The sequence below is a fragment of the Sphingopyxis sp. GW821-FHT12F08 genome, assembly GCF_058806755.1.
Genome location: NZ_JBXAQA010000004.1, coordinates 254,586 through 274,066, shown reverse-complemented (window position 1 = coordinate 274,066; position 19,481 = coordinate 254,586). Strand labels below are relative to the sequence as shown.

Below are 19,481 nucleotides of genomic sequence, written 5' to 3'. Positions count from 1 at the left end.
GTGGTAAGACCTAGTCCTTATGCTCCTGCGCAATCGAGAGGGGTCTCAATGCCACAGGCGGTGCACGGCCAATTCGCCGATCCGGCGGTCGAAGCGCGTTTCCAGGAAACGGCGCGCACGCTGCGGCTGCCCTTCGTGCGCATCTATGGCGTGCTCTTCATGCTCGTCGCGCTCGCCTATACGATCGCCAACCCGCTGTTTCTCCACGCGCATGACGCGGCGCGGATCGCGATCTTGTTCGGCGCGACGCTGTTCGTCGCTGGCGCCTATGTCGCGCTGACCTTCTGGCCGCGCTATATCGAGCAACCCGCGCTCGACTTTGCGGCATTGCTCGGCATCGCGTTGCTCGTCGGGCTCATCAACCTGATCCTGCTCGACGAGCTGGTCGAACTCGACGACGATCTGCACGCGGTCGGTTCGATCAACCGGCTGGCGATCAGCGCCTTTGCCGCGGTGGCGCTCGCCGGACGGCCGCGGTTGTTCCTGCTGTGGGTGGGGCTCGAATGCGGTGTGTTCCTGACCACGGTGATGTCGATTCAGGATCATGGCGCGGGCTTCTGGTATGCGATGCTCAGCTATTTCAGCGGTGCGACGATCATGATCGCAATCAATTTCGCGATCGACCGGTCGAGCCGCGGGGCCTTTGCGCTCGCCGAGGCGCTCGAGGCCGAGCGCGCGAAGAATGAGGCGCTGGTCTATAACATGCTGCCGCAGGCGGCGGTCGAGCGGATCCGCGACGGGCGCATCGTCGCCGACAGCTATGCCGACGCAAGCGTGATCTTCATCGACATGGTCGGCTTCACCAAACTCGCGCAGCGCGTGTCGCCAGGGCATCTGGTCGAACTGCTCAATGCCTTTTTCAACCATGCCGACCGCTGCGCCGCCGACCATGGGGTCGAGAAGGTCAAGACGATCGGCGACGCCTATCTTGCGATGGCGGGCGGCAATATGACGAGCCGAAACAGCGCCGATGACGCGATCGCCTTTGCCCGCGCAGTGCTTGCGGGGATCGACGAACTGCAAAGGATCGGCGGGGTCGAGGTCGGGCTGCGCGTCGGCATCCACAGCGGGCCGGTCGTCGGCGGGGTGATCGGCGCGACGCGCATGGCCTATGACTATTGGGGCGAGACGGTGAACATGGCCGCGCGGCTGGAGGGCACGGCGCCGGTCAACGGCATCGCGATTTCGGAAAGCACCTGGCTGCGCGCCAAGGACCGCGCCGAATTCGGCCCCCCGCATGTCGAGATGCTGAAGGGGGTTGGCGAAACCTGCGTCTACCACGCCGCGCCCGCGTCGCCGAGACCCGCGGCGCTGCCCGATATCGGCTGGGTCGCCTGATCAGAGCCTGAAGCGCTGGATCAGCGAGACGAGCAGCGCGAAGGGATCGTCGGGTCCGACATAGACCAGGTTGGCGCTGCCGCTGATCGTGACGTCGCACCCATAGGATCCGGTGGTGTCGGGATCGCCGTCGCAGGCGCCCGTCATCTGTGCGGTGTTGAGGGTCGCGCCGTTCGCCGCGTAGGATGCGAGCAGGCGTGTCCGTTCGGCTTCGAGCGCCTTGGCCGCATCGGCCTTGCCGCCAGCCTTGGCGAGTTTCAGCGCGATGGCATAGGCGCGGCGCAGATGGTGCTGCGAAATGACATTGCCGCCGCCGGGCACGACAATCATCGGTTCGGGCAGATACTCGCCGTTGCCGCTGATCGCCGCACTTGGCGTTCCGGCGATCAACCAGCCGTCGGGCGGCGACCAGTCGATCACCGCGGTTGCACTGCCGTCGCCCATCTCGATACATTGGTTCCCGATCAGCGGGTCATAGAGCATGCAGCTGCCGTTGCTCTGTCCGGTGACCGGGCCGAGCGCGATCGTCTGGGTATCGCCGAGCTGCTGCGCGAGCGCCGGCTGCGCGGCGAAGGCGAGGCAAAGCCCGGCGCCAAGCATCTTCATCATTCGCATCTCCCCTTTCGTGCCGTCTGTCATCAGAGCTTGAAGCGCCGGACCAGCGACACGAGCAGCGCGAACGGATCGTTCGGTCCGACATAGACGATGGCCGCGGTCGCCGAAATCGACACGGTGCAATCGCCGCTGCATGTCGCCGACATGTGCAGGCGATTGGCGATGTCGCCCGTGGTCCCATAGGCGGCGAGCAGCTTGTCGCGCTCGGCGGTGAGCGTGGCGATGGCATCGGCCTTGTTGCCGAGCCGGGCAAGCTTGAGCGCGAGCGCATAGGCGCGGCGCACGTCGTGCCGCTTCATATAGCCGTCGCCGCCGGGCACCTGCTCTAGCGGCTGGGTGAAGGAGGCATTCTGGCCGCTGATTGACGACGTCGACGTTCCGACGATCACCCAGCCGGCGGGCGGGGACCAGTCGATCGCCGCGTTGCCGTTGATGAAATCCGGCTCTTCCTCCTCGCAAGTGACCCAGTCGGTGTGCCCGTGGCATGTCAGGATGCTGTCGCCCGACACCGGGCCGACCGTGACGGTCGTGGTATCGCCCAGTGTCTGAGCGACGGCAGGCGCGGCCGACAATGCCAGCGCGGCGCCGAATGCCAATCGGATGGCTTTGCCCATAGCCTCATCCCCCCATGATGCCGGTCGGGCCGCAGCCCGGTCGCAGCTTATCCGCCAGGGAGGATGGCTTTGCAAGCTAGCGTGGGTTTCCTGCCGTTCTGCACGCCTCGACAAAGGCGATCGCAGCGGCGATCGCTTCGCCTGCATCCATGTCGCTGTTGTCGAGCAGCATAGCGTCGTCGGCGCGGAGCAGTGGGGCGTCGGCGCGGCCCGTGTCGCGCGCATCGCGGGCGTGGATGTCGGCGAGCACGGCGTCATAGCCGATCTCGACCCCGCGCCCGAGCATTTCGGCATGACGCCGCCGCGCGCGTTCCTCGGCGCTGGCGGTGACGAACAATTTCGCATCGGCGTGCGGTGCGATCACGGTACCGATGTCGCGCCCGTCGAGCACCGCGCCGCCCGGCTGGTTCGCAAAATCGACCTGGCGCTGGAACAGCGCCGCGCGCACCGCGGGATGGATCGACGCGCGGCTCGCGAGGCTGCCCGTGCTTTCGTAGCGCAGCGCCGGATCATCGAGCAGGCTGCCCGGAAAATCGCACGCGGCGAGCGCATCGGCGGCATTGTCGGGATCGCCGTGGTTGAGCTGCGTCTGGTAGCCGACCGCGCGATAGAGCAGCCCGGTGTCGAGCACGGGCAGCCCGAAATGTTCGGCGATCGCGCGGGCGATGGTGCCCTTGCCCGACGCCGTGGGGCCGTCGACGGCGATGATCATTGCTGCAGGCCCGCGAGCAACGTCTCGAAATTGGGAAAGCTGGTCGCCACCGGCGCGATATCGTCGATCGTCACCGGCACCTTGCTGACCAGCCCCGCGATCGCAAAGCTCATGCAGATGCGGTGGTCGAGGTGGCCGGCGATCGTCGCGCCGCCGGGGAGCAGGTCGCCGCCGGTGCCGTCGATGACGAGGCCGTCTTCGCTCTCGGTGACGCGCGCGCCGATGGCGGTCAGCCCGGTGGCCATCACCGCCAGCCGGTCGCTTTCCTTGACCCGCAGCTCGTCGAGGCCGGTCGTCGTCGTGCGTCCCTCGGCGAGCGCCGCGGCGATGAAGAGGATCGGGAATTCGTCGATCATGCTCGGCGCCACCGCGGGATCGACGGCAATGCCCTTGAGCGCACTGTGGCGCACGCGCAGGTCCGCGACGGGCTCGCCGCCGACTTCGCGGGCGTCGAGCAACTCGATGTCGCCGCCCATGGCTTTCAAGACTTCGACCAACCCGGCGCGCGTCGGGTTGAGCCCGACATTGGCGATGGTCACATCCGATCCCGGCACGATCAGCGCCGCGACGATGAAGAAGGCGGCCGACGACGGGTCGCCGGGGACGATAATCGTCTGCGGCTTGAGCTCGGCCTCGCCGCGGATGCGGATGTGGCGCGTGCCGTCGGCGTCGGTCTCGACGGTCAGTTCGGCGCCAAAGCCCTTGAGCATCCGTTCGCTATGATCGCGCGTCGGCACGGGCTCGATGACTTCGGTGATGCCCGGCGTGTTGAGGCCCGCGAGCAGTATTGCGCTCTTCACCTGCGCCGACGCCATCGGCAGGCGATAGGCGAGGGGAATGGCGGGAGCGAGCCCTCGCACCATCAGCGGCAGGCGGCCACCGGGCGAGGCGCCGATATCGGCGCCCATCTGCGACAGCGGGTCGATGACGCGGCCCATCGGGCGCCCCGACAGGCTGGCGTCGCCGACGAAGGTCGCGGTGATCGGGTGGCTCGCGACGAGGCCCATCAGCAGCCGCGTCGAAGTGCCGCTGTTGCCCATGTCGAGCGCTTCGCGCGGTTGCAGCAGCCCGCCGACCCCGACGCCGTGGATGCGCCATTCGCCGTCGTCGCGGCGGGTGACGTCGGCACCCATCGCACGCATCGCCGCGGCGGTGGCGAGCACGTCATGCCCTTCGAGCAGCCCGGTAACGCGGCTTGTCCCCACCGCGAGCGCCGACAGCATCAGCGATCGGTGCGAGATGCTCTTGTCACCCGGAATCGCGATCCTACCTTGGAGCGGAGCGGAAGCGGAAAAGCTGCGGGGCGTGGCACTTTGATCGGTCATGGCGTGCGGCTTTTGACAGCGGCCCTGCAATCTGGCAAGGCGCACGCCGATTTGACGGATAGCTATTCAGCTTCCATCTCTTTTCCGATATTTTATCCTGTTTCCAGAAGGTTATGAGGCGTTTATGGTGAAGGCTGAGTGGGGCACGAAGCGTAGCTGCCCGAAATGCGCAACGCGATTCTACGATCTGACCAAGGATGACCCGGTCGCGTGCATCAATTGCGGCTATGCGTGGATCCCGGAATCGGTGCTGAAATCGAAGCAGCCGATGCCGTTCGAGGAAGTCGAAAAGCCGGGCAAGGTCGTCAAGGAACCCGAAGTGGTCGATGACGATCTGGATCTGGACGTCGATGTCGACGAGGACAGCGATTCGCCCGACAACGACGTCGATCTCGGCGGCGACGACGATCTGGGCGTCGCGACAGCGGACGATGACGACGACGAAAGCTGATCTTTCCGGCAGGGGGTCAAAAAAGCGTCACAGGATGCATTTGGCCCCTTGCATATGGGACGCGCGCTGGTAAAGGCGGCGTCCCGGTCGCCGCAGCCAAGAATATTGGCCAGGGCGGCATCAGGAAATGGCACGGGGCCTTAGCTCAGCTGGGAGAGCGCCTGCATGGCATGCAGGAGGTCAGCGGTTCGATCCCGCTAGGCTCCACCATTTCTTCGCTATATCATTGATATGGCGCGATTTTCTTTTTGAAATCCAACAGTCATCCCAACGTTTTGATTCAGGTATCTGTTCGGATTGGCCCTCTTTCTATCTGAAAATTCAGATCAATTTACGGAAAACGCTCCAAGTTGCAGCTTAAGGCGGCATTTGGCTCTCGGCTTTTGAGTCCGTCGTTTTTCTCCTACCGAACAGATTGTTCCGTCAGGCATGTATCGACGTTCCAGACGATGATTTAGAGTGTCGTCTGCAGCATTCGGAAATTCGACACCTGCATAGCGTTTTCGAATTACATCTTCGCGGGCACGGTGCGAATGGCTACTTTGCGCCCGATGTCGGCCGTTGCGAGGATGCTCACATCGGTCTGAAAGGTGTCTCCATCATAATCCTCGAGAATTTTGACAAGTTTACCCGTACCGAGCTCATCTTCGATCATATAGGCTGGAACCTTCGTTAGTCCGAGACCGTCGATCGTCGCGACAACAGCAGATGCTGGAGGATACACGCGAATTCGAATGTTCGGCATGCCCTCTAATCTCTGCCTGTCACGATAATAGAACCACGGCACGTCACTCCACCGAGTGGAAATGATCGCGTCGTGGCGAACAAGGTCTTCTGGCCGCGCCGGTCGGCCTCTACGCTCGAGATAAGCCGGACTCGCACAGGTAACGACCCGGATGTCTCCAATCTTCGTTGCGAACAGGGAACTGTCCTCAAGTTTGCCCAAGTGAACGTCTACGTCGACCTTCTCTTCAATCAAATTCACCCGTCTATCGAATAGCCGCATGTCAAGAACGATCTCAGGATGTTCTTTCAAGAACTGATACGCGAGTGGAGCGATGACTGCCTGGCCGAACTGCAGCGTTGCCGTAACCGTCAGTTCCCCCCTCGGGACCTGATATTCGCCCGACGCGCGCAATTCAGCGTCCTTGAGTTCGGCAACAATACGCCGCGCCGTCTCGGTATAATCACGGCCGGCTTCGGTGAGCTGGATGTTGCGGCTGGTGCGGATGAGCAACCGAGTGCCGAGATGGCGCTCGAGCTCCGCGACCTTTCGGCTGACGCTCGGGAGCGGTGTCCGAAGCTTGCGGCTGCCGGCCGACAGGCTGCCTTCGTCGACGACCGCCAGCAGCACCTGCATGGCATCAAGACGATCCATGGGACCCTCCGCGTATCTGCTTTGCGCGACCGTTGCGCCCGCTGCTTGAGCGGGACAAAGGCAAGTGACCGTGAGCGGACCGAACGCATCCCCATACTCTTACAGGGCGTTTGAGGGCGGACCTTTGAGCTCAACTCTGTTGCCCTCGGGATCTTGAGTATAGATTGAAGGCCCCGAGCCCTCGGCGCCGTAGCGCGGCAGCACCTTGGTCGACTCGACGCCGCACTCGGCCAAATAGGATCTGAGCACCGGCCCGTCGAAGGGTTCGATGCGCAGGCAGAAATGATCCATGTTGCGGCCTTCGGGCCCAGCCGCGGCGCCGCCATCGCGACCGCCCGGAAGCGCAACATCGAGAAGGTCGATCAGCGCGCGTCCGGCACGCAGCTGGACCAGTCCGAACGCGTCGTCGCGGCGCTCGACGGTGCAGCCGAGCACGTCGCAATAGAAGCGCTCCATGAGGGCCATGTCGATCACCCGGAGGACTAGGTGATCGAGGGCCTGGATGGTGAAGATCATGCTGGATGTCGGGGCATGTGGCATTTGAAATTCCTCGATTTGCTGGGCTAATCGAGCACGGCAATGCCGTTGATTTCGATCTTCTGCTGGGGATGAAACAGCGCCTTGACCTCGACCAGGGTGCTAGTGGGCGTGTGTTCCCCAAAGAACTGCCTGGTGACATCGGCCAGCTTCACAAACTCGGCAATGTCGGTGACGTAGACGGTCTGCGCCACCCAATTGCGCAGAGTGGCACCCTCCGCCGCCAGATTGCGTTTGAGAGTTTCCAGGACGAACTCGGTCTGGGCCCGCATGCTACCTTCGCCGACCAGTTCCAGATGGTTGAGATCCCCCTTGAGGGGTGCGATCCCGGACAGGTAGAGCGTATTGCCGGCCCGGATTGTCTGGGTAAAGGCGTTGGCCTTGAACACGTCCTCCGCCATATAGCCAATGGCGGGGTTGCTGCGCGTAATCTGAGGCGCCTCCTGATGTTCGGTATGTCCGGATTTCGGGGCTGGTGTTGCCTGGATGGGCAAGGCGACCGGACGCAGAGGCGCCGCATCGCCGCCGCGGAGCTTCAAGGGGCCGCCAATGAATGCGAACTCATAGACCTTGTCGCGTGACAGCTCATCAAGTGCGACCAACTCGATTATGGGAGCACCGTGCTGCGCCAGCAGATAGGTGTGGAGCGGCACATAATCGTCCGGCACTTCCGAAGGAAAAGCCTCGAAGCTCAGATTGTCCGCGCCCAGCACTATCGCGCCGCCTTCTTCGACGAGATAGCGTGCGGCATCCAAGCCCATGCCGGGCGGGTTTGCGATGTAGCTCTCAGGGTCGTTGAACAGCTTCATCCGACCGGTCCGGATCAGGACGATGTCGCCTTTCTGCAAGGCGGATTTCTGGCGTGCCAGTGCGTCCTCGATATCCCGACGGGTGATCCGATAGCCGTCGGGCAGCATGTCGACGCCCTTGGCCGCCGCAATATCGATCATGACGCCGCGAGCGATGAGCGGCGGGAATTTTTCGATGCCGGCGCGCTTCCAGCCGCGATCGCCGAGATGCTCATCGGCCTTGAAACCGTTCCAGATCTTGCCGTGAATGCCGAAGTGGTTGAGCGCGTCGATGTGCGTCCCGGTATGCGAGTACATGGAAAATGCGGTCCCCGTATAGCTGCGGGCGGCATTCATTTCCTGACCCACGCCCATCGGGTCATCGACCTCCGTGCCGCGCGGCGTATGGGTCATCCAGAACTGGTAATGCGGATCGCCGGCCGCCTGCCAGCTTGGCATGCCGATATAATAATCCGTCGCCAGATCGTAGACCTTCCCGCCCTCGACGCGCGACAGGATGGCGGCGCGCGATTCAGGCGTGATCAGGTTGAGGCGGCCGATTTCATCATCGGGGCCCCATGGGCTGATGCCGACTTCCTGCTCGCTCGCGGCCACGGGCGCTTTTGCATCATCGCCGGCATGGGCCATCTGCCCCGTAAGGCTGGCGCTGCCAAGCAATAGCAGGCCGGCTGCGCGAAACGTGCGTGAGAGTTTCATATTGCTTTCCTTTGGATGTCGATCAGTCGATGGACGTCAACATACGCGCAGGGAAGCAACGGAATAAGCCCGCCGCGGTGCGGACACTATTCGCTACCGGTCAAGAATAGTCGGTCATGACCGACGGTAGCCGACGCGCCAGAAAGTCGACGAAGGCCTTCACCTTGGGTTGAAGATGGCGGCTGGTCGGATAGACCGCATAGACATGGCGCGGCTCATCCATGAAGGCAGGAAGGATGCGCCGCAGGTCGCCGCGCGCAATCGCCGGATCGGCGAGGAAGGAGGGCAGCGCGCCAATTCCGAGGCCTGCGATGAGCAGGTCGCGTAGCAGCAGACTGTTGCTGATCTGGCTCCGCTCGCCGGATGCCGCATGCCCCACGGTGGGGACAATATCCTGATTTTGTGCCAGGCTATAGGCGAAGATCTTGTGATGCCGCAGGTCGCCCGGTGTCGCGGGTTCGCCATTTTGTTCTAGGTACGAGGGTGCCGCACATAAATATTGTTTGACGGTGGCAAGCCGCCTGGCGATCAGCGTGGAATCGTCGAGGCTGGATCGCGCCCGGATCGTCAGGTCAAAACCATGTGCGACGGCGTCTATCACTCGGTCTTCCATCACCAGATCGAGCTGCAAATCCGGATACTCCCGCAGAAATTCGGCGAGAAGAGGCGATAGGATGCTGAGGCCGAAGGAGAGCGGCGCATTGAGCCTCAACCTTCCCGCCACATGTTGCGATTGCTGGCGGATCGAATTTTCGAGCACGTCCAGTTCATCGAGAAGGCGGCAGCAATCCGCATAATAGGCGCGCCCGGTTTCGGTCAGGCTCATGCTACGGGTCGTGCGTTGCAACAGCACCGTGTCGAGATGGGCTTCGAGGGCACGCAGTTGTTTGCTGAGGCCTGCCGACGATAATCCCAAATCTTCGGCGGCCCTGGCCAGCCCGCCAAGCTCGACGATGCGCCGAAAGGCGCGCATGGTGGCGATAGTATCCATGCTAGGATCCCTATGGCGCAGACATTGCGCAATAGCCTGGTCCTTTTAGCACGAATATGCGGATTTGTACTTCGGCGTTGACGTCGAGGACACTCTTACGCTTGCGGAAGGTACCGAAATCTAACCGACGCTGAACAATTGAATCACTGACAGTGAACGCTCAGGAAATCTATCGAACGTCCGCTCTCTCCGTTTGATCACCTAAAGCCGACGGGCTGTTAACGGCCAAAAGCCGGCGCGAGCTCCGCCGCAGCGGCATAATAAGGGTCGGCGGTGGTCAGCTCTATTTTAACGGTTCGAGCAGCGATTGGACGGAGCGCCAAAAAAAGACGCCCGCCCGATCGAAACCGGGCGGGCGTCAGATGAAGATCTCTGTTTCCTGAAAGGAAGAGCTTTCCTGGGTCGCACGGCGCGGATAGCGTCGCGGGCCGACCGATAATTGTACGACAGCGCCAAAAGATGCTCTATCGTACCGATGTTCACGGATGAGAGATGAAGGTCGTCGTTCTTCATGATCCAGCGGCGCGCTTGTCGCACGCGGCGTACCGAATAGCGCGCGCAATTCGTTCGCACGGGGGCGCCCGATAGACTTTCGCCTCGCGGACAAGCTCACTCGGAACGCCACAAATGTCCGATCTTGCCGGATTCAATCTAAAAGCGGACCGGCGGAAAGCGGCCATAACTGATCGGATCGTGGGTATTCCGGGCTTGAAGTGACGAGGTATCACTTTTCGCGGAAAATCTGAGCGTTCTCGACATTGGCGCTTTCGACCAAGCCACCCAAATCGGTGGCAGATCGACACTCTCTTCTTATCGAGCTCAAACTCGAACTTGCATCTTCAACCGCGATTTGGTCCTCTCGCGCGCGAAGGAAATCGTTGGGCCATGCGTTCGAAGCCGACATCGATGGATTATCGCGACACCACCGGTTCGGAGGGTGACGTCGAACGCGTCTATCGGTCCTACAAGGACCGGTTGCGCCGTTATGTTGCCGCGACATTCGGCGCGGGGCCGCCCGATCCCGAGGACGTGGTCCAGGCGGCTTTCGAGAAGTTCGCGGGACTTGAGGATCGGACCGCGATCGCCAACCCCGAGGCATTCCTTACCACGAGTGCCCGCAACTATGTCCTCGACCAGCGGCGGCGGCTCAAGGTTCGGGCCGATTATAGTGAAAATGAAAGAATATCAGGTGCGGACAGTGACGATTTCGATGCCGAGCGCGTCATATCGGCAAGGGAAAGGTGGGGAATCCTCGAGAACGCGATCCGGACGATGGATCCGCGCCGGCAGGAGGTCTTGATCATGAACCGCATTCACGGCCTGAGCTATGCCGAGATCGCCCGGCGGCTCTCCTGCTCGCAGACCTTGGTAAAAATGCTCGCGGCGCAAGCTCTCGTCCTCTGCGAGCGGGCGCTGCGCGAGGCGGACGGCGAATGACGACGTCCCGCGCCTTCGACCCGCATCGGGATCGCATCGACGAGCAGGCGAGCAATTGGGTCGTGCTCGCGTCCGAACGCGAACTCACGCGCATCGAGCAGGCGGAACTCGACGCCTGGCGCGCTGCCGACCCGCGACACGAGACGGCTTGGCGCGACTTCAGCCGAACGTGGAGCGAAGTGCCGAATCTGTCGCACCTTGCCGCACTCGTACCGCTGCGCGCCGAAAAATCCGCCAGCCGCGACGAGGCTGCGCCGCGCCCACGGTCGCGGAAGGCGATCTGGAGTGCCGTTGCCGCCGTTCTGGTCGCGGTGATCGCCATCCCTGCTTATCTTTTTCCGGCGGGATCCGGACAGAGAGAATATGCGACGCAGCTCGCACAGTCGCGGCTGATTACTCTTCCCGACGGCACGCAGGTGACTCTCGGTCCGCGCTCGTCGCTCAAGGTGAAATTCGAGGATGGCAAGCGCCGCGTGGCGCTGACTGGCGGCGAGGCGTTTTTCGAAGTCGTGCACGATGCGCGGCGGCCTTTCCTCGTCGAGGCGGGCGGCTCACAGGTGCGCGTGCTCGGGACAAAGTTCGACGTCAATTACAGCGATCAGTCGCTGCGCGTCGCTGTGCTGCAGGGGCTGGTAGAGGTGCGCGACCGGCCGCACGCGGGCTCATCCCGGTCGAATGTAAAATTGCTTCGTGCGGGGCAGCGCGCCGAGATACGGCTGGCCGGTCGCGGAGCCGGCACGGGCGAGGACCGCTCAGCCGCCACCATGGCGGCGCTTCCCGCGCAATCGCCGGGCGCATGGCGTGAAGGGCGCCTCGTCTATCAGGACGCGCGCCTCGCAGACCTCGTCGCGGACGTGAACCGCTATTATGCTCCTGGCGTCACCTTGAGCGATCCGGCGATTGGGGACTTGCGGGTCACGGCATCCTTCAAGGCCAGTGAAATACCGGCCTTTTTGAGCGCGGTCGGCGGGGTGGTGGCGGTGCGTGCCGAGGAGGGGCCAAATGGCGCTGTGCGGCTCAGGCCGTCGTCGTGAAATCCGCTTCGTGAAAAAAATGTGACGCCCCTCTGACGATTTCTCATCCCGGCGCGTCGTCCTGATGATGGCGCGCTGGGGGTCGGAAGAATCTCCCGCGCGAGCCATGCAATCGGGAGAGAGGGGATATAATGGTCCGCGCAATTGAAATGAACTTGGCTCGACTATCGCTGCTGTCGGCTTCGCTGGCAGCGCTCGCAATCGCGCAGCCTGCTGCCGCGCAAGCGACCGTTCGCGAATTCAACATTCCTGCCCAGTCCTTATCGTCCGCCTTGCTGGAGTTTTCGCGGCAGTCGGATGTGCTCGTCGTGGTTTCGCCCGAAGTGGTAAGCCGGAAGAGGGCTCCCGCGCTGCGCGGATCGCTGCCGGTCAACGAGGCGATAGGGCGGTTGCTCCGGGGGAGCGGTCTGCGCGCGGTGCCCAATCCGCGCGGTGGGTATCGGATCGAGCGCGCGGCGCCGCCCGCCGTCGCGGATGCTTCATCGGCCGCGGCGCCGGATGCCGCCGTCGAAGCCGAAGCCGAAGCGATCATCGTGACCGGCTCGCGCATCGCGCGCTCCTCGAAGTCCGTGCCAGGTTCCGTGACGGTGTTCGACAGGGAGCGGATCGACCGCAGCGGGGAGGGTACGATCCGCGGCGTTCTCGAGCTCAGCAGCCAGGCCGGCATGACACCGACCCAAGCCAGTTCCTTCCTGGGTGCAGCGCCCGTGCAGCTGCGCGGCCTCAGCGCCGGCACGACGCTCGTGCTCGTCAACGGCCGCCGCGTGACGCCTTCGGGCGCGACCGGCGTTTCGTTCGACGTCGGCAGCATTCCGCTCGCGGCGGTCGAGCGCATCGAAGTGCTCGCGGACGGCGCGTCGGCCATCTACGGTGCGGACGCCGTCGGCGGGATCGTGAATGTCGTGCTCAAAAGCTCGGGGACGGGGCTGACCGTTGATGGCCGGCTCGGCGTTGCCGATGGCGGCGTGGGAGAGGAGCGGCGCCTCTCCGCGACCTACGGTTTTTCGACCGGACGGCTGCGCGGGTCGATCTCCGCCGATTATTTCGATACCGGCGGCATATTGTTCAGCGACCGGGCGCGAACCCGCGATCTCGATTACCGCCGCTTCGGGAGCTTCGATCGCCGGCTTCCCTATACCGATCAGGGAACCGTCCATTCGCTCTCCGGGGGCAATCTTCCCGGTCTGACCGCCACCCGCGCGATCATCCCGGTTACAAGCAATGATCGCCCCGCCATCCCCGATTTCGCGGCTACCGCGGGGCAGGTGAGTGTGGGCGACGACTATTATCAGCTGAGCAGTCTTCAGTCGCCCGTCGAGCGCTACGGCGCCGTCGCGGATCTGAGCTATGACGTGTCAGACGATGTGACGATCTTCGCCAACGCTCTCGCATCGCGGCAGAACGGCGAATATGTCGTTGTCCGGCCATTTATCGCCACGACGATGATCGTGCCGGCGAGCAACCCCTATAATCCCTTCGGCGTGAATGTCGGCGTCAACCGCCTGCTGACCGGTGTCGATCCGGACGTCAATCATACGCGCGACACCTTCCTGCGCTTTCTCGCAGGGGTAAGGGGAAAGGCGGGCGCTGATCTCCGCTGGGAGGTCGCGGTCAACTATTCGCGCGACGACAACCGGGTGCATGAAGAGAATTTTTACGACACAGCGCGTCTTGCGGCCGTTCTCAACAATCCCGATCCCAACGCAACGCTCAATCTGTTCGCGACCGGGCCGGTGGCCAGCGAGGCCGTGCTGGATTCGCTTTTCCAGGCGATAGACAAGCGCTATCTGGCAAGTGCCCTCAGCGCCGACGGCCAGCTTACCGGGTCGATCTTCGCCCTGCCCGGAGGTAATTTGTCTTTCGCGCTCGGCGCCGAGGTTCGCCGCGAAAAGATCGGTATCACTTCACCCTTCGACAATACCAAGGGGCGCAGGGATGTCGCCAGCGGCTACTTCGAGTTGCGCGCGCCGGTCCTCGACACGCTGACCCTCTCGGGCGCGGGGCGTTTCGATCACTATAGCGATTTCGGTAGTTCCTTTAATCCGAAGCTCGGCTTCGAGTGGACGCCGACAAAGGCGGTCATGCTCTCCGGGACATGGGGCACGTCGTTCCGCGCGCCGCCGCTCGCCTTTATCAACAGCGTGGCCTTTGTCGTGCCGCTGGTGGTCACCGACCCTTTACGGGGCAACGAATCCGTCACCGTGCCGACCACCCGCGGGGCAAATCCGAACCTTCAGGCGGAAACCGCCGACAGCTACACGGTCAGCCTCCGGGTGACGCCGCTCGACACGGCGAGCCATCACCTCGATGCGAATATTTCGGCTTGGTGGGTGTCGCAGGCAGATCGCGTCGTCACGCCAAACGGGCAGACGCTGGTCGACAACGCCAGCCGCTTTTCCGACCGGGTCATAAGAAGTGCTCCGACGCCAGCGGATATTGCGGCGGGGCGCCCTGGAGCGCTCCAGTCGATCGACGCAAGCTATATCAACTTCGGAACCGCGAAAACGAATGGCATCGATGCCCAGGTCAATTATCGCGGCGAAGGGGGCGCGACGCGCTGGTCAGTTAACGGATCGGTCACCCGGGTCCTCAACTACAAGGCCGAGCTCGTGCCGGGGCTTGTCGAAAACCGGCTCGGTTCCTTTTCCTTCGATGGCTATGCCCCGAAATGGAGAGGATCGATCACCGGCAGCATCGGGCAGGGGCCAGTCGATCTGACCGGAACGCTTCGCTACATCGGCAGCTATCAGGACAGGCGCGGAGCGCCCTACACCCTGGGCGACCGCGCGTTTGTCGATCTTCAGCTATCCTTACAGAGCCCGGCAACCGCCGGACCTTTGCAGAACGTTCGTGTGACTGTCGGCGCGTCGAATCTGCTGAACACGCAGCCGCCTTTCTTCAATTTCTCGCTGGGGTATGACCCATTTAACTACAACAACCGCGGCCGCTTCATCTATACCAGTGTCCGCAAGGCGTTTTGATCGATGCCGCCTCTCGGGATAGCTTCGCGGAGGATATCCGCTGTCGCCCTTCTCCTGGCAATCGCCGTCGCAAGCCCGGTTTCGGGCAAGGCGGTCGAGGGTCGGGAGGGGAGCGCTCTGCGTTCTTTCACTGTCAAGGACGCCATCGAGCGGTCGACGCTCGGCGGCTTCGGGGACAGGCTGCAGCCCTCACCCGATGGCCGCGCATTCGCATTCGTAACATCGAGGGGGGAACTCGGCGGCGGGGTGGTCCGCTCGACGGTCTGGATCGTGAGGAAGGACGAAGGGGGGCAGTTCCGCGCGACCGCTGGTGCGGAGCGCACGAGCACGACAAATGACGAACCGATTTCGTCGCTCCGCTGGGTGGATGATGGCCGAGGGGTCGCTTTCCTTTCGCCCGACGATACCGGGTTTCCACAAGTCTTCCGGTACGATCTGGCCACCGGCGAAAGCCGTCAGGTCACTCGCGTGCAACAGAAGATCGTCAGTTTCGACCTGAGGGGCGACGACTGTCTGTTCTACGCGGTCGCACGCGGGGCTAGGGAGTTTCCGGCGCCCGGAGGATATCTCGGCGGAGAATCCCTGCTCGGTCTGCTCATGCCCGAACAAGATAGTCTTAACGAAGAGGGTGCCGCCTATGTGCAGCAGACGGGCGGGCCCGCCAAGCGGCTGACCGCGCTGAAAAAATCCCTCGCCTATCCCTTTGTCCGGTTCGCTATCGCGCCGGACGGGGGCAGGGCGATCGCCATGCTACCGGCGTCGCCTGACTCTGGCTTCGCCGCGGCATGGAAGGCGCGGCCCGGCACGCGGCCACTTGTCGAGGCGATGCAGTCCATCGCGGTACAGCCCTATCTTGTCGATATTGCGTCGGTGAGCGCTCGCCCGCTTTTGTCCGCGCCGACAGGCATCGCTATCGGGGACACCTCAGCGAGCCAGCTTCTCTGGGCCGCCGACGGACGCCAGGTGGCCCTGACCAATGCGTTGCTAGGATCGCAGGATGTGAAGGAGGGCGAGGAACTTCCTTCCGATCCCCGCACCGTCATCATCGATATCGGCGCGGCGGGCTCCGATCAGGTGTCGGTAGTCGATCAGCGCGGCGAGCCGGGCGAACGCGCAGCTAAGCTGAGTTGGGGTGGCAGCGGCGAACTGGTCGTTGAAAGCGCCGCCGGGGCGGGCAGCGGCCAGGGTCTCTACAGCTTTGCCTCGAAGGGGCGCCGCTGGCGAACGACATTCGGCCGCGACGAAGGCAAATGGGTTCCAACGGGCCGGGCGGAGATAGGGCCGGCGACGCGGCTCCGTAGAGACGATGTCGATTTCTTCGTCCGCGAAGATGCCAACACGCCGCCGCAGATCATTGGCCAGGACGCGGGCTCCGGCAAGCCGTCGTTCGAATTCGATCTCAATCCGCAGCTCAAGACCATCCGCCTGAACGCCATTAAAGAGGTTAAATGGACGGATGCGACGGGACATGGCTGGTCGGGCGGGCTGATCCTGCCCGCGACCCGAAAGGCCGGCGAACGCATTCCGCTCGTCATCGAGCTGAAGTTCTTCGACCCCACGCGCTTCTCGCCCGACGGTCCTTACACAACCGCCTTTGCAAGCCAGGCGCTGGCCGCAAAAGGGATGGCTGTCCTTGAGCTCAATGCCTTCGACCCGGCCACAATGGATACGGCGAAGGAAGGGCTGACGCAGATGCGCGGGATCGAATCCGCAATCGATTTTCTGGCCTCACAATATGGGATCGACCCGGATCGCGTGGGTTTGATCGGGTTCAGCCGGACCTGTTACCACGTCGCTTATGCCCTCACGCATTCGGCCCGTCGCTTCGCAGCCGCCACCATCGCGGACGGCCTCAGCGGCGGTTATGTGCAGTATCACGCTTATTCGCTCAATCACACGGCCTTCAACGGCATCAAGCCGCTCTATGACGGGCTGAATGGCGGGCCGCCCTGGGGCGAGACGCTCGGGAACTGGATCAAGAACAGCCCCGACATGAATGCGAGCAGGATTTCGGCTCCTTTGCGGATCGAGATGCTCGGGAAATCGTCGGTACTTCAGGAGTGGGAAATTTACTCCGCCCTGAAGCTGCAGAACAAGCCGGTAGATGCCTTATATCTACCTGACGCCACGCACGTCCTCGTCAAGCCCCGCGAGCGCTATTTGTCGCAGCAGGGGAACGTCAACTGGTTCGGCTACTGGCTTTTGGGTCAAGAAGCGCGCGATGCCGATAACGATCGGGATTATCAGCGATGGGACAGGTTGAATACGGTTGAATCGGGCACTGCGGCACCAACGTCAAAATAGTTCTAGGGTTCTCCTCGAGAGCATTTGAAGGCGACGAATGATACTCATGCTATTGTTCGTCGTCTCCGTCGTCGCCGCTGGCCAATCTTTCGACTGCACGCCTATCCGTGTTAGCCGTAGCAGGAGGAAAAGCTCCGAGCGATGAGGGCCTGGGGGCAGTGGGTCCGGCGATCGTGGGGGACCTGGATCCCATGCGGGGCCCGCCTGAACCGTCGGACAACGACGCCGCACATTGACGCGGGATCAGAATGCTGGCGGATGTCTCCTCCGTTCGAAAACAGCAGGGTGACCTACGAACGCCGATTTGATGAAAGCAAAAACTTTATCATTGATAAAGAAATCAACATGACTTACTCCTCTTTCGGGGAGAACGAACATGTCGACGCGGATGCGCAACATGAACGAGCGACGCGACCGGATCCTCGATGCGGCCCGGTCGATCATTGCGGAGAACGGTTTTGATGCGCTGACCACGCGCGGCCTGGCGCAGGTGGCCGGCGTTTCCGCCCCCACGCTCTACAATCTCATCGGCGGCAAGGACGATATCGTTCGCGCGCTTGCCAAGGCCGGCGCGGAACATGTCCAGCAGCGGCTCTCGCTGCTGGAGTTCGACTCCTGTCTCGAATGGATCGAGGCGATCGCCGACGAAGCTGTCGACATGGTCGAGGGCGACGAGACCTACCACCGCGCGCTCAGCTTCTGCCAGGATCGCATCGCCGGTGGCTATGGCCTGCGGGGAGACATCGGCTCGCATCCAGCACTGGGTGAAGCCGCGATGACGATCGCGCTCCCGGCGTGCGAAGCGGCGCGTGCCCAGGGCCTGCTGCGCGGAAATGTCAGCACCCGCGATATTACCGAACAGATGTTTTACGCCTATCTCGGGCCGACGCGAGAGTGGGCTTTCGGCACCATAAGCCTTGCAATGTCACGCTATCGGATCAAGCGGGGGTTCATCCTCGCCATGGCCGCCGATGCCAGCGATTCATTCCGGCAGGAGCTTCTGGACCGCCTTGCTGCCCTCGGCCGGGACGCTGCCGAAAGATGTGCCGCATGAAAGACCCGGCCAAGGCAAAAGAGGCGCGCGGCCTGCTGCGGTTTCTGGATTTCATGCCGCTGATATTCGCATTCGGCTTTCTCGTCCCCGTGATCGCACAGGGCATCGAAGGCCTGGGTTGGGTGCGGCCCCTTGGGACCACGCCCTTGGTTATTGGGCTCCTTGTCGGCGGCGGCTGGGGGCTCGTTGCGCAAATAAGGGGACGTTGGATATGACCGCTCCGCCTATCGATGTCAGCACCCTGTCGAAACCCGAGTTGATGAGGCTGGAGCGCGACATCGCGCGCCGTCACAGCGGGCAGTTCCCATGGGAAATCCTGCTGTGGGCCTTTGGCAACATGGCATGCTGGCTATGTCTGTGGCCGCTGGTGATCTTCGGCTACTTGCCGCTCTGGGCCGCGTTCCCCATCGCAACGGTCAGCATCATGCTGGTGTATCTACCGACGCATGAGGCGCAGCACGACATAATCGCGCGGCCGGGCACCAGGTGGCGCTGGCTCAATGAGCTGGTCGGCCATTCCACGTCTTGGATGATCGTCAGCCCTTTCGCCGTGCTACGGTTCACCCATCTCGAGCATCACAAGCACGCCAACGACCCTGCACTCGATCCCGATCATACGACCCACGCCGACAGCGCCTGGCATGCTGTCCGCAAGATCATCCGCGAGAGTCAGCCCGACGGCCAGCGCAGCCGGGATTATGCGGCCTGCCTCGCACGGGGTAACCGCAAGGATCTTATGCTGCAGAGCATCGGGTTCAAGATGACATATTTTGCCATCTTGTTCACGCTCGCCTGGTCCGGCCTTGCGCTGGAAGCGTTCTTCCTCTGGTGGCTGCCGCTGCAGATCGGCCTGGTCTATGTGGCGCTATTTCTATCGTGGGCGCCGCACCACCCGGCGAAGGAAACCGGCCGTTACCGCGACACGCGGAGTTTCCGCTCGCGATTGGGAAATATCGGCTCGATGGGGATGCAATTCCACATCGTCCATCACCTTCACCCCTATATTCCGCTGAACCGGACGCCCGCCGCCTATTGGGAGATGCGGCCGATCCTGGAGGCGCGCGGCTGCAATATCCACGAGCTTTAATCGGCCGGACCACCGAAGGGCCGCTGGTCACAAATCTCCGGCCTGCGCCGCCGATAAAGAAGCAGCCAAGACCCCCATTGGCGATCGATAGCCTACAAGCGATGCGCGACAAACGCCA

Annotated in this window: 17 protein-coding genes and 1 tRNA gene; 10 read left to right on the top strand and 8 right to left on the bottom strand. The window is 62.8% G+C overall.

Going from position 1 to position 19,481, the window contains the following annotated elements:
* Window positions 1-48: 48 nt before the first annotated feature.
* The gene (locus AC1RNQ_RS13235) at window positions 49-1,338 is read left to right on the top strand and encodes an adenylate/guanylate cyclase domain-containing protein (protein WP_493171608.1); all 1,290 of its coding nucleotides are present in this window, start codon (window positions 49-51) and stop codon (window positions 1,336-1,338) included.
* Here AC1RNQ_RS13235 and AC1RNQ_RS13230 read toward each other — a convergent pair whose 3' ends face one another.
* The 4 genes from AC1RNQ_RS13230 to aroA all read right to left on the bottom strand — a co-directional run bounded on the left by AC1RNQ_RS13230 (window position 1,339) and on the right by aroA (window position 4,604).
* The gene (locus AC1RNQ_RS13230; protein WP_493171607.1) at window positions 1,339-1,947 is read right to left on the bottom strand and encodes a hypothetical protein; all 609 of its coding nucleotides are present in this window, start codon (window positions 1,945-1,947) and stop codon (window positions 1,339-1,341) included.
* Between the two features lie 29 nt (window positions 1,948-1,976).
* A complete protein-coding gene (locus AC1RNQ_RS13225) occupies window positions 1,977-2,567 on the bottom strand; it encodes a hypothetical protein (RefSeq protein WP_493171606.1) in 591 nt (196 codons plus the stop codon).
* Window positions 2,568-2,643: 76 nt separating this feature from the next.
* On the bottom strand, window positions 2,644-3,279 hold the full coding sequence (locus AC1RNQ_RS13220) for a (d)CMP kinase (RefSeq protein WP_493171605.1): 636 nt from the start codon (window positions 3,277-3,279) through the stop codon (window positions 2,644-2,646).
* Window positions 3,276-4,604: a 3-phosphoshikimate 1-carboxyvinyltransferase gene (gene aroA / locus AC1RNQ_RS13215; RefSeq protein WP_493171604.1), complete on the bottom strand. Its 1,329-nt coding sequence runs from the start codon at window positions 4,602-4,604 to the stop codon at window positions 3,276-3,278. The genes AC1RNQ_RS13220 and aroA overlap by 4 nt, the downstream gene beginning before the upstream one ends.
* A 124-nt stretch (window positions 4,605-4,728) precedes the next feature.
* Here aroA and AC1RNQ_RS13210 point away from each other — a divergent pair, with 124 nt between their 5' ends.
* Together AC1RNQ_RS13210 and AC1RNQ_RS13205 are read left to right on the top strand one after the other, a co-directional pair.
* Window positions 4,729-5,055, top strand: coding sequence for a TIGR02300 family protein (locus tag AC1RNQ_RS13210; protein ID WP_493171603.1), 327 nt, complete (start codon window positions 4,729-4,731; stop codon window positions 5,053-5,055).
* A gap of 134 nt (window positions 5,056-5,189) precedes the next feature.
* Window positions 5,190-5,265, top strand: a tRNA-Ala gene (locus AC1RNQ_RS13205).
* A gap of 298 nt (window positions 5,266-5,563) precedes the next feature.
* Here AC1RNQ_RS13205 and AC1RNQ_RS13200 read toward each other — a convergent pair.
* The 4 genes from AC1RNQ_RS13200 to AC1RNQ_RS13185 form a co-directional block, all read right to left on the bottom strand.
* Window positions 5,564-6,433, bottom strand: coding sequence for a LysR family transcriptional regulator (locus AC1RNQ_RS13200; protein WP_493171602.1), 870 nt, complete (start codon window positions 6,431-6,433; stop codon window positions 5,564-5,566).
* A gap of 99 nt (window positions 6,434-6,532) precedes the next feature.
* Window positions 6,533-6,949, bottom strand: coding sequence for a VOC family protein (locus tag AC1RNQ_RS13195; protein ID WP_493171601.1), 417 nt, complete (start codon window positions 6,947-6,949; stop codon window positions 6,533-6,535).
* A gap of 47 nt (window positions 6,950-6,996) precedes the next feature.
* Window positions 6,997-8,475, bottom strand: coding sequence for a cyclase family protein (locus AC1RNQ_RS13190; RefSeq protein WP_493171600.1), 1,479 nt, complete (start codon window positions 8,473-8,475; stop codon window positions 6,997-6,999).
* 100 nt (window positions 8,476-8,575) lie between these two features.
* Window positions 8,576-9,466, bottom strand: coding sequence for a LysR family transcriptional regulator (locus tag AC1RNQ_RS13185; protein WP_493171599.1), 891 nt, complete (start codon window positions 9,464-9,466; stop codon window positions 8,576-8,578).
* Between the two features lie 885 nt (window positions 9,467-10,351).
* Between AC1RNQ_RS13185 and AC1RNQ_RS13180 the strand changes: the two genes are divergently transcribed.
* The 7 genes from AC1RNQ_RS13180 to AC1RNQ_RS13150 all read left to right on the top strand — a co-directional run bounded on the left by AC1RNQ_RS13180 (window position 10,352) and on the right by AC1RNQ_RS13150 (window position 19,363).
* On the top strand, window positions 10,352-10,903 hold the full coding sequence (locus AC1RNQ_RS13180; RefSeq protein WP_493171598.1) for an RNA polymerase sigma factor: 552 nt from the start codon (window positions 10,352-10,354) through the stop codon (window positions 10,901-10,903).
* Window positions 10,900-11,937 (top strand): FecR family protein, encoded by a 1,038-nt coding sequence (locus tag AC1RNQ_RS13175; RefSeq protein WP_493171597.1) that lies wholly within the window; start codon window positions 10,900-10,902, stop codon window positions 11,935-11,937. The genes AC1RNQ_RS13180 and AC1RNQ_RS13175 overlap by 4 nt, the downstream gene beginning before the upstream one ends.
* Window positions 11,938-12,068: 131 nt before the next feature.
* Entirely contained in the window at window positions 12,069-14,918 is a 2,850-nt protein-coding gene (locus tag AC1RNQ_RS13170; protein ID WP_493171596.1) for a TonB-dependent receptor domain-containing protein, read from the top strand.
* Window positions 14,919-15,188: 270 nt separating this feature from the next.
* The gene (locus tag AC1RNQ_RS13165) at window positions 15,189-17,222 is read left to right on the top strand and encodes an alpha/beta hydrolase family protein (protein ID WP_493171595.1); all 2,034 of its coding nucleotides are present in this window, start codon (window positions 15,189-15,191) and stop codon (window positions 17,220-17,222) included.
* Window positions 17,223-17,598: 376 nt separating this feature from the next.
* Window positions 17,599-18,276: a TetR/AcrR family transcriptional regulator gene (locus AC1RNQ_RS13160; protein WP_493171594.1), complete on the top strand. Its 678-nt coding sequence runs from the start codon at window positions 17,599-17,601 to the stop codon at window positions 18,274-18,276.
* The gene (locus tag AC1RNQ_RS13155; RefSeq protein ID WP_493171593.1) at window positions 18,273-18,491 is read left to right on the top strand and encodes a hypothetical protein; all 219 of its coding nucleotides are present in this window, start codon (window positions 18,273-18,275) and stop codon (window positions 18,489-18,491) included. Before AC1RNQ_RS13160 ends, AC1RNQ_RS13155 begins: the two co-directional genes overlap by 4 nt.
* Window positions 18,488-19,363 carry a fatty acid desaturase gene (locus AC1RNQ_RS13150; protein WP_493171592.1) on the top strand — a complete coding sequence of 292 codons (876 nt, stop codon included), beginning with the start codon at window positions 18,488-18,490 and terminating at the stop codon, window positions 19,361-19,363. The genes AC1RNQ_RS13155 and AC1RNQ_RS13150 overlap by 4 nt, the downstream gene beginning before the upstream one ends.
* Window positions 19,364-19,481 lie beyond the last annotated feature (118 nt).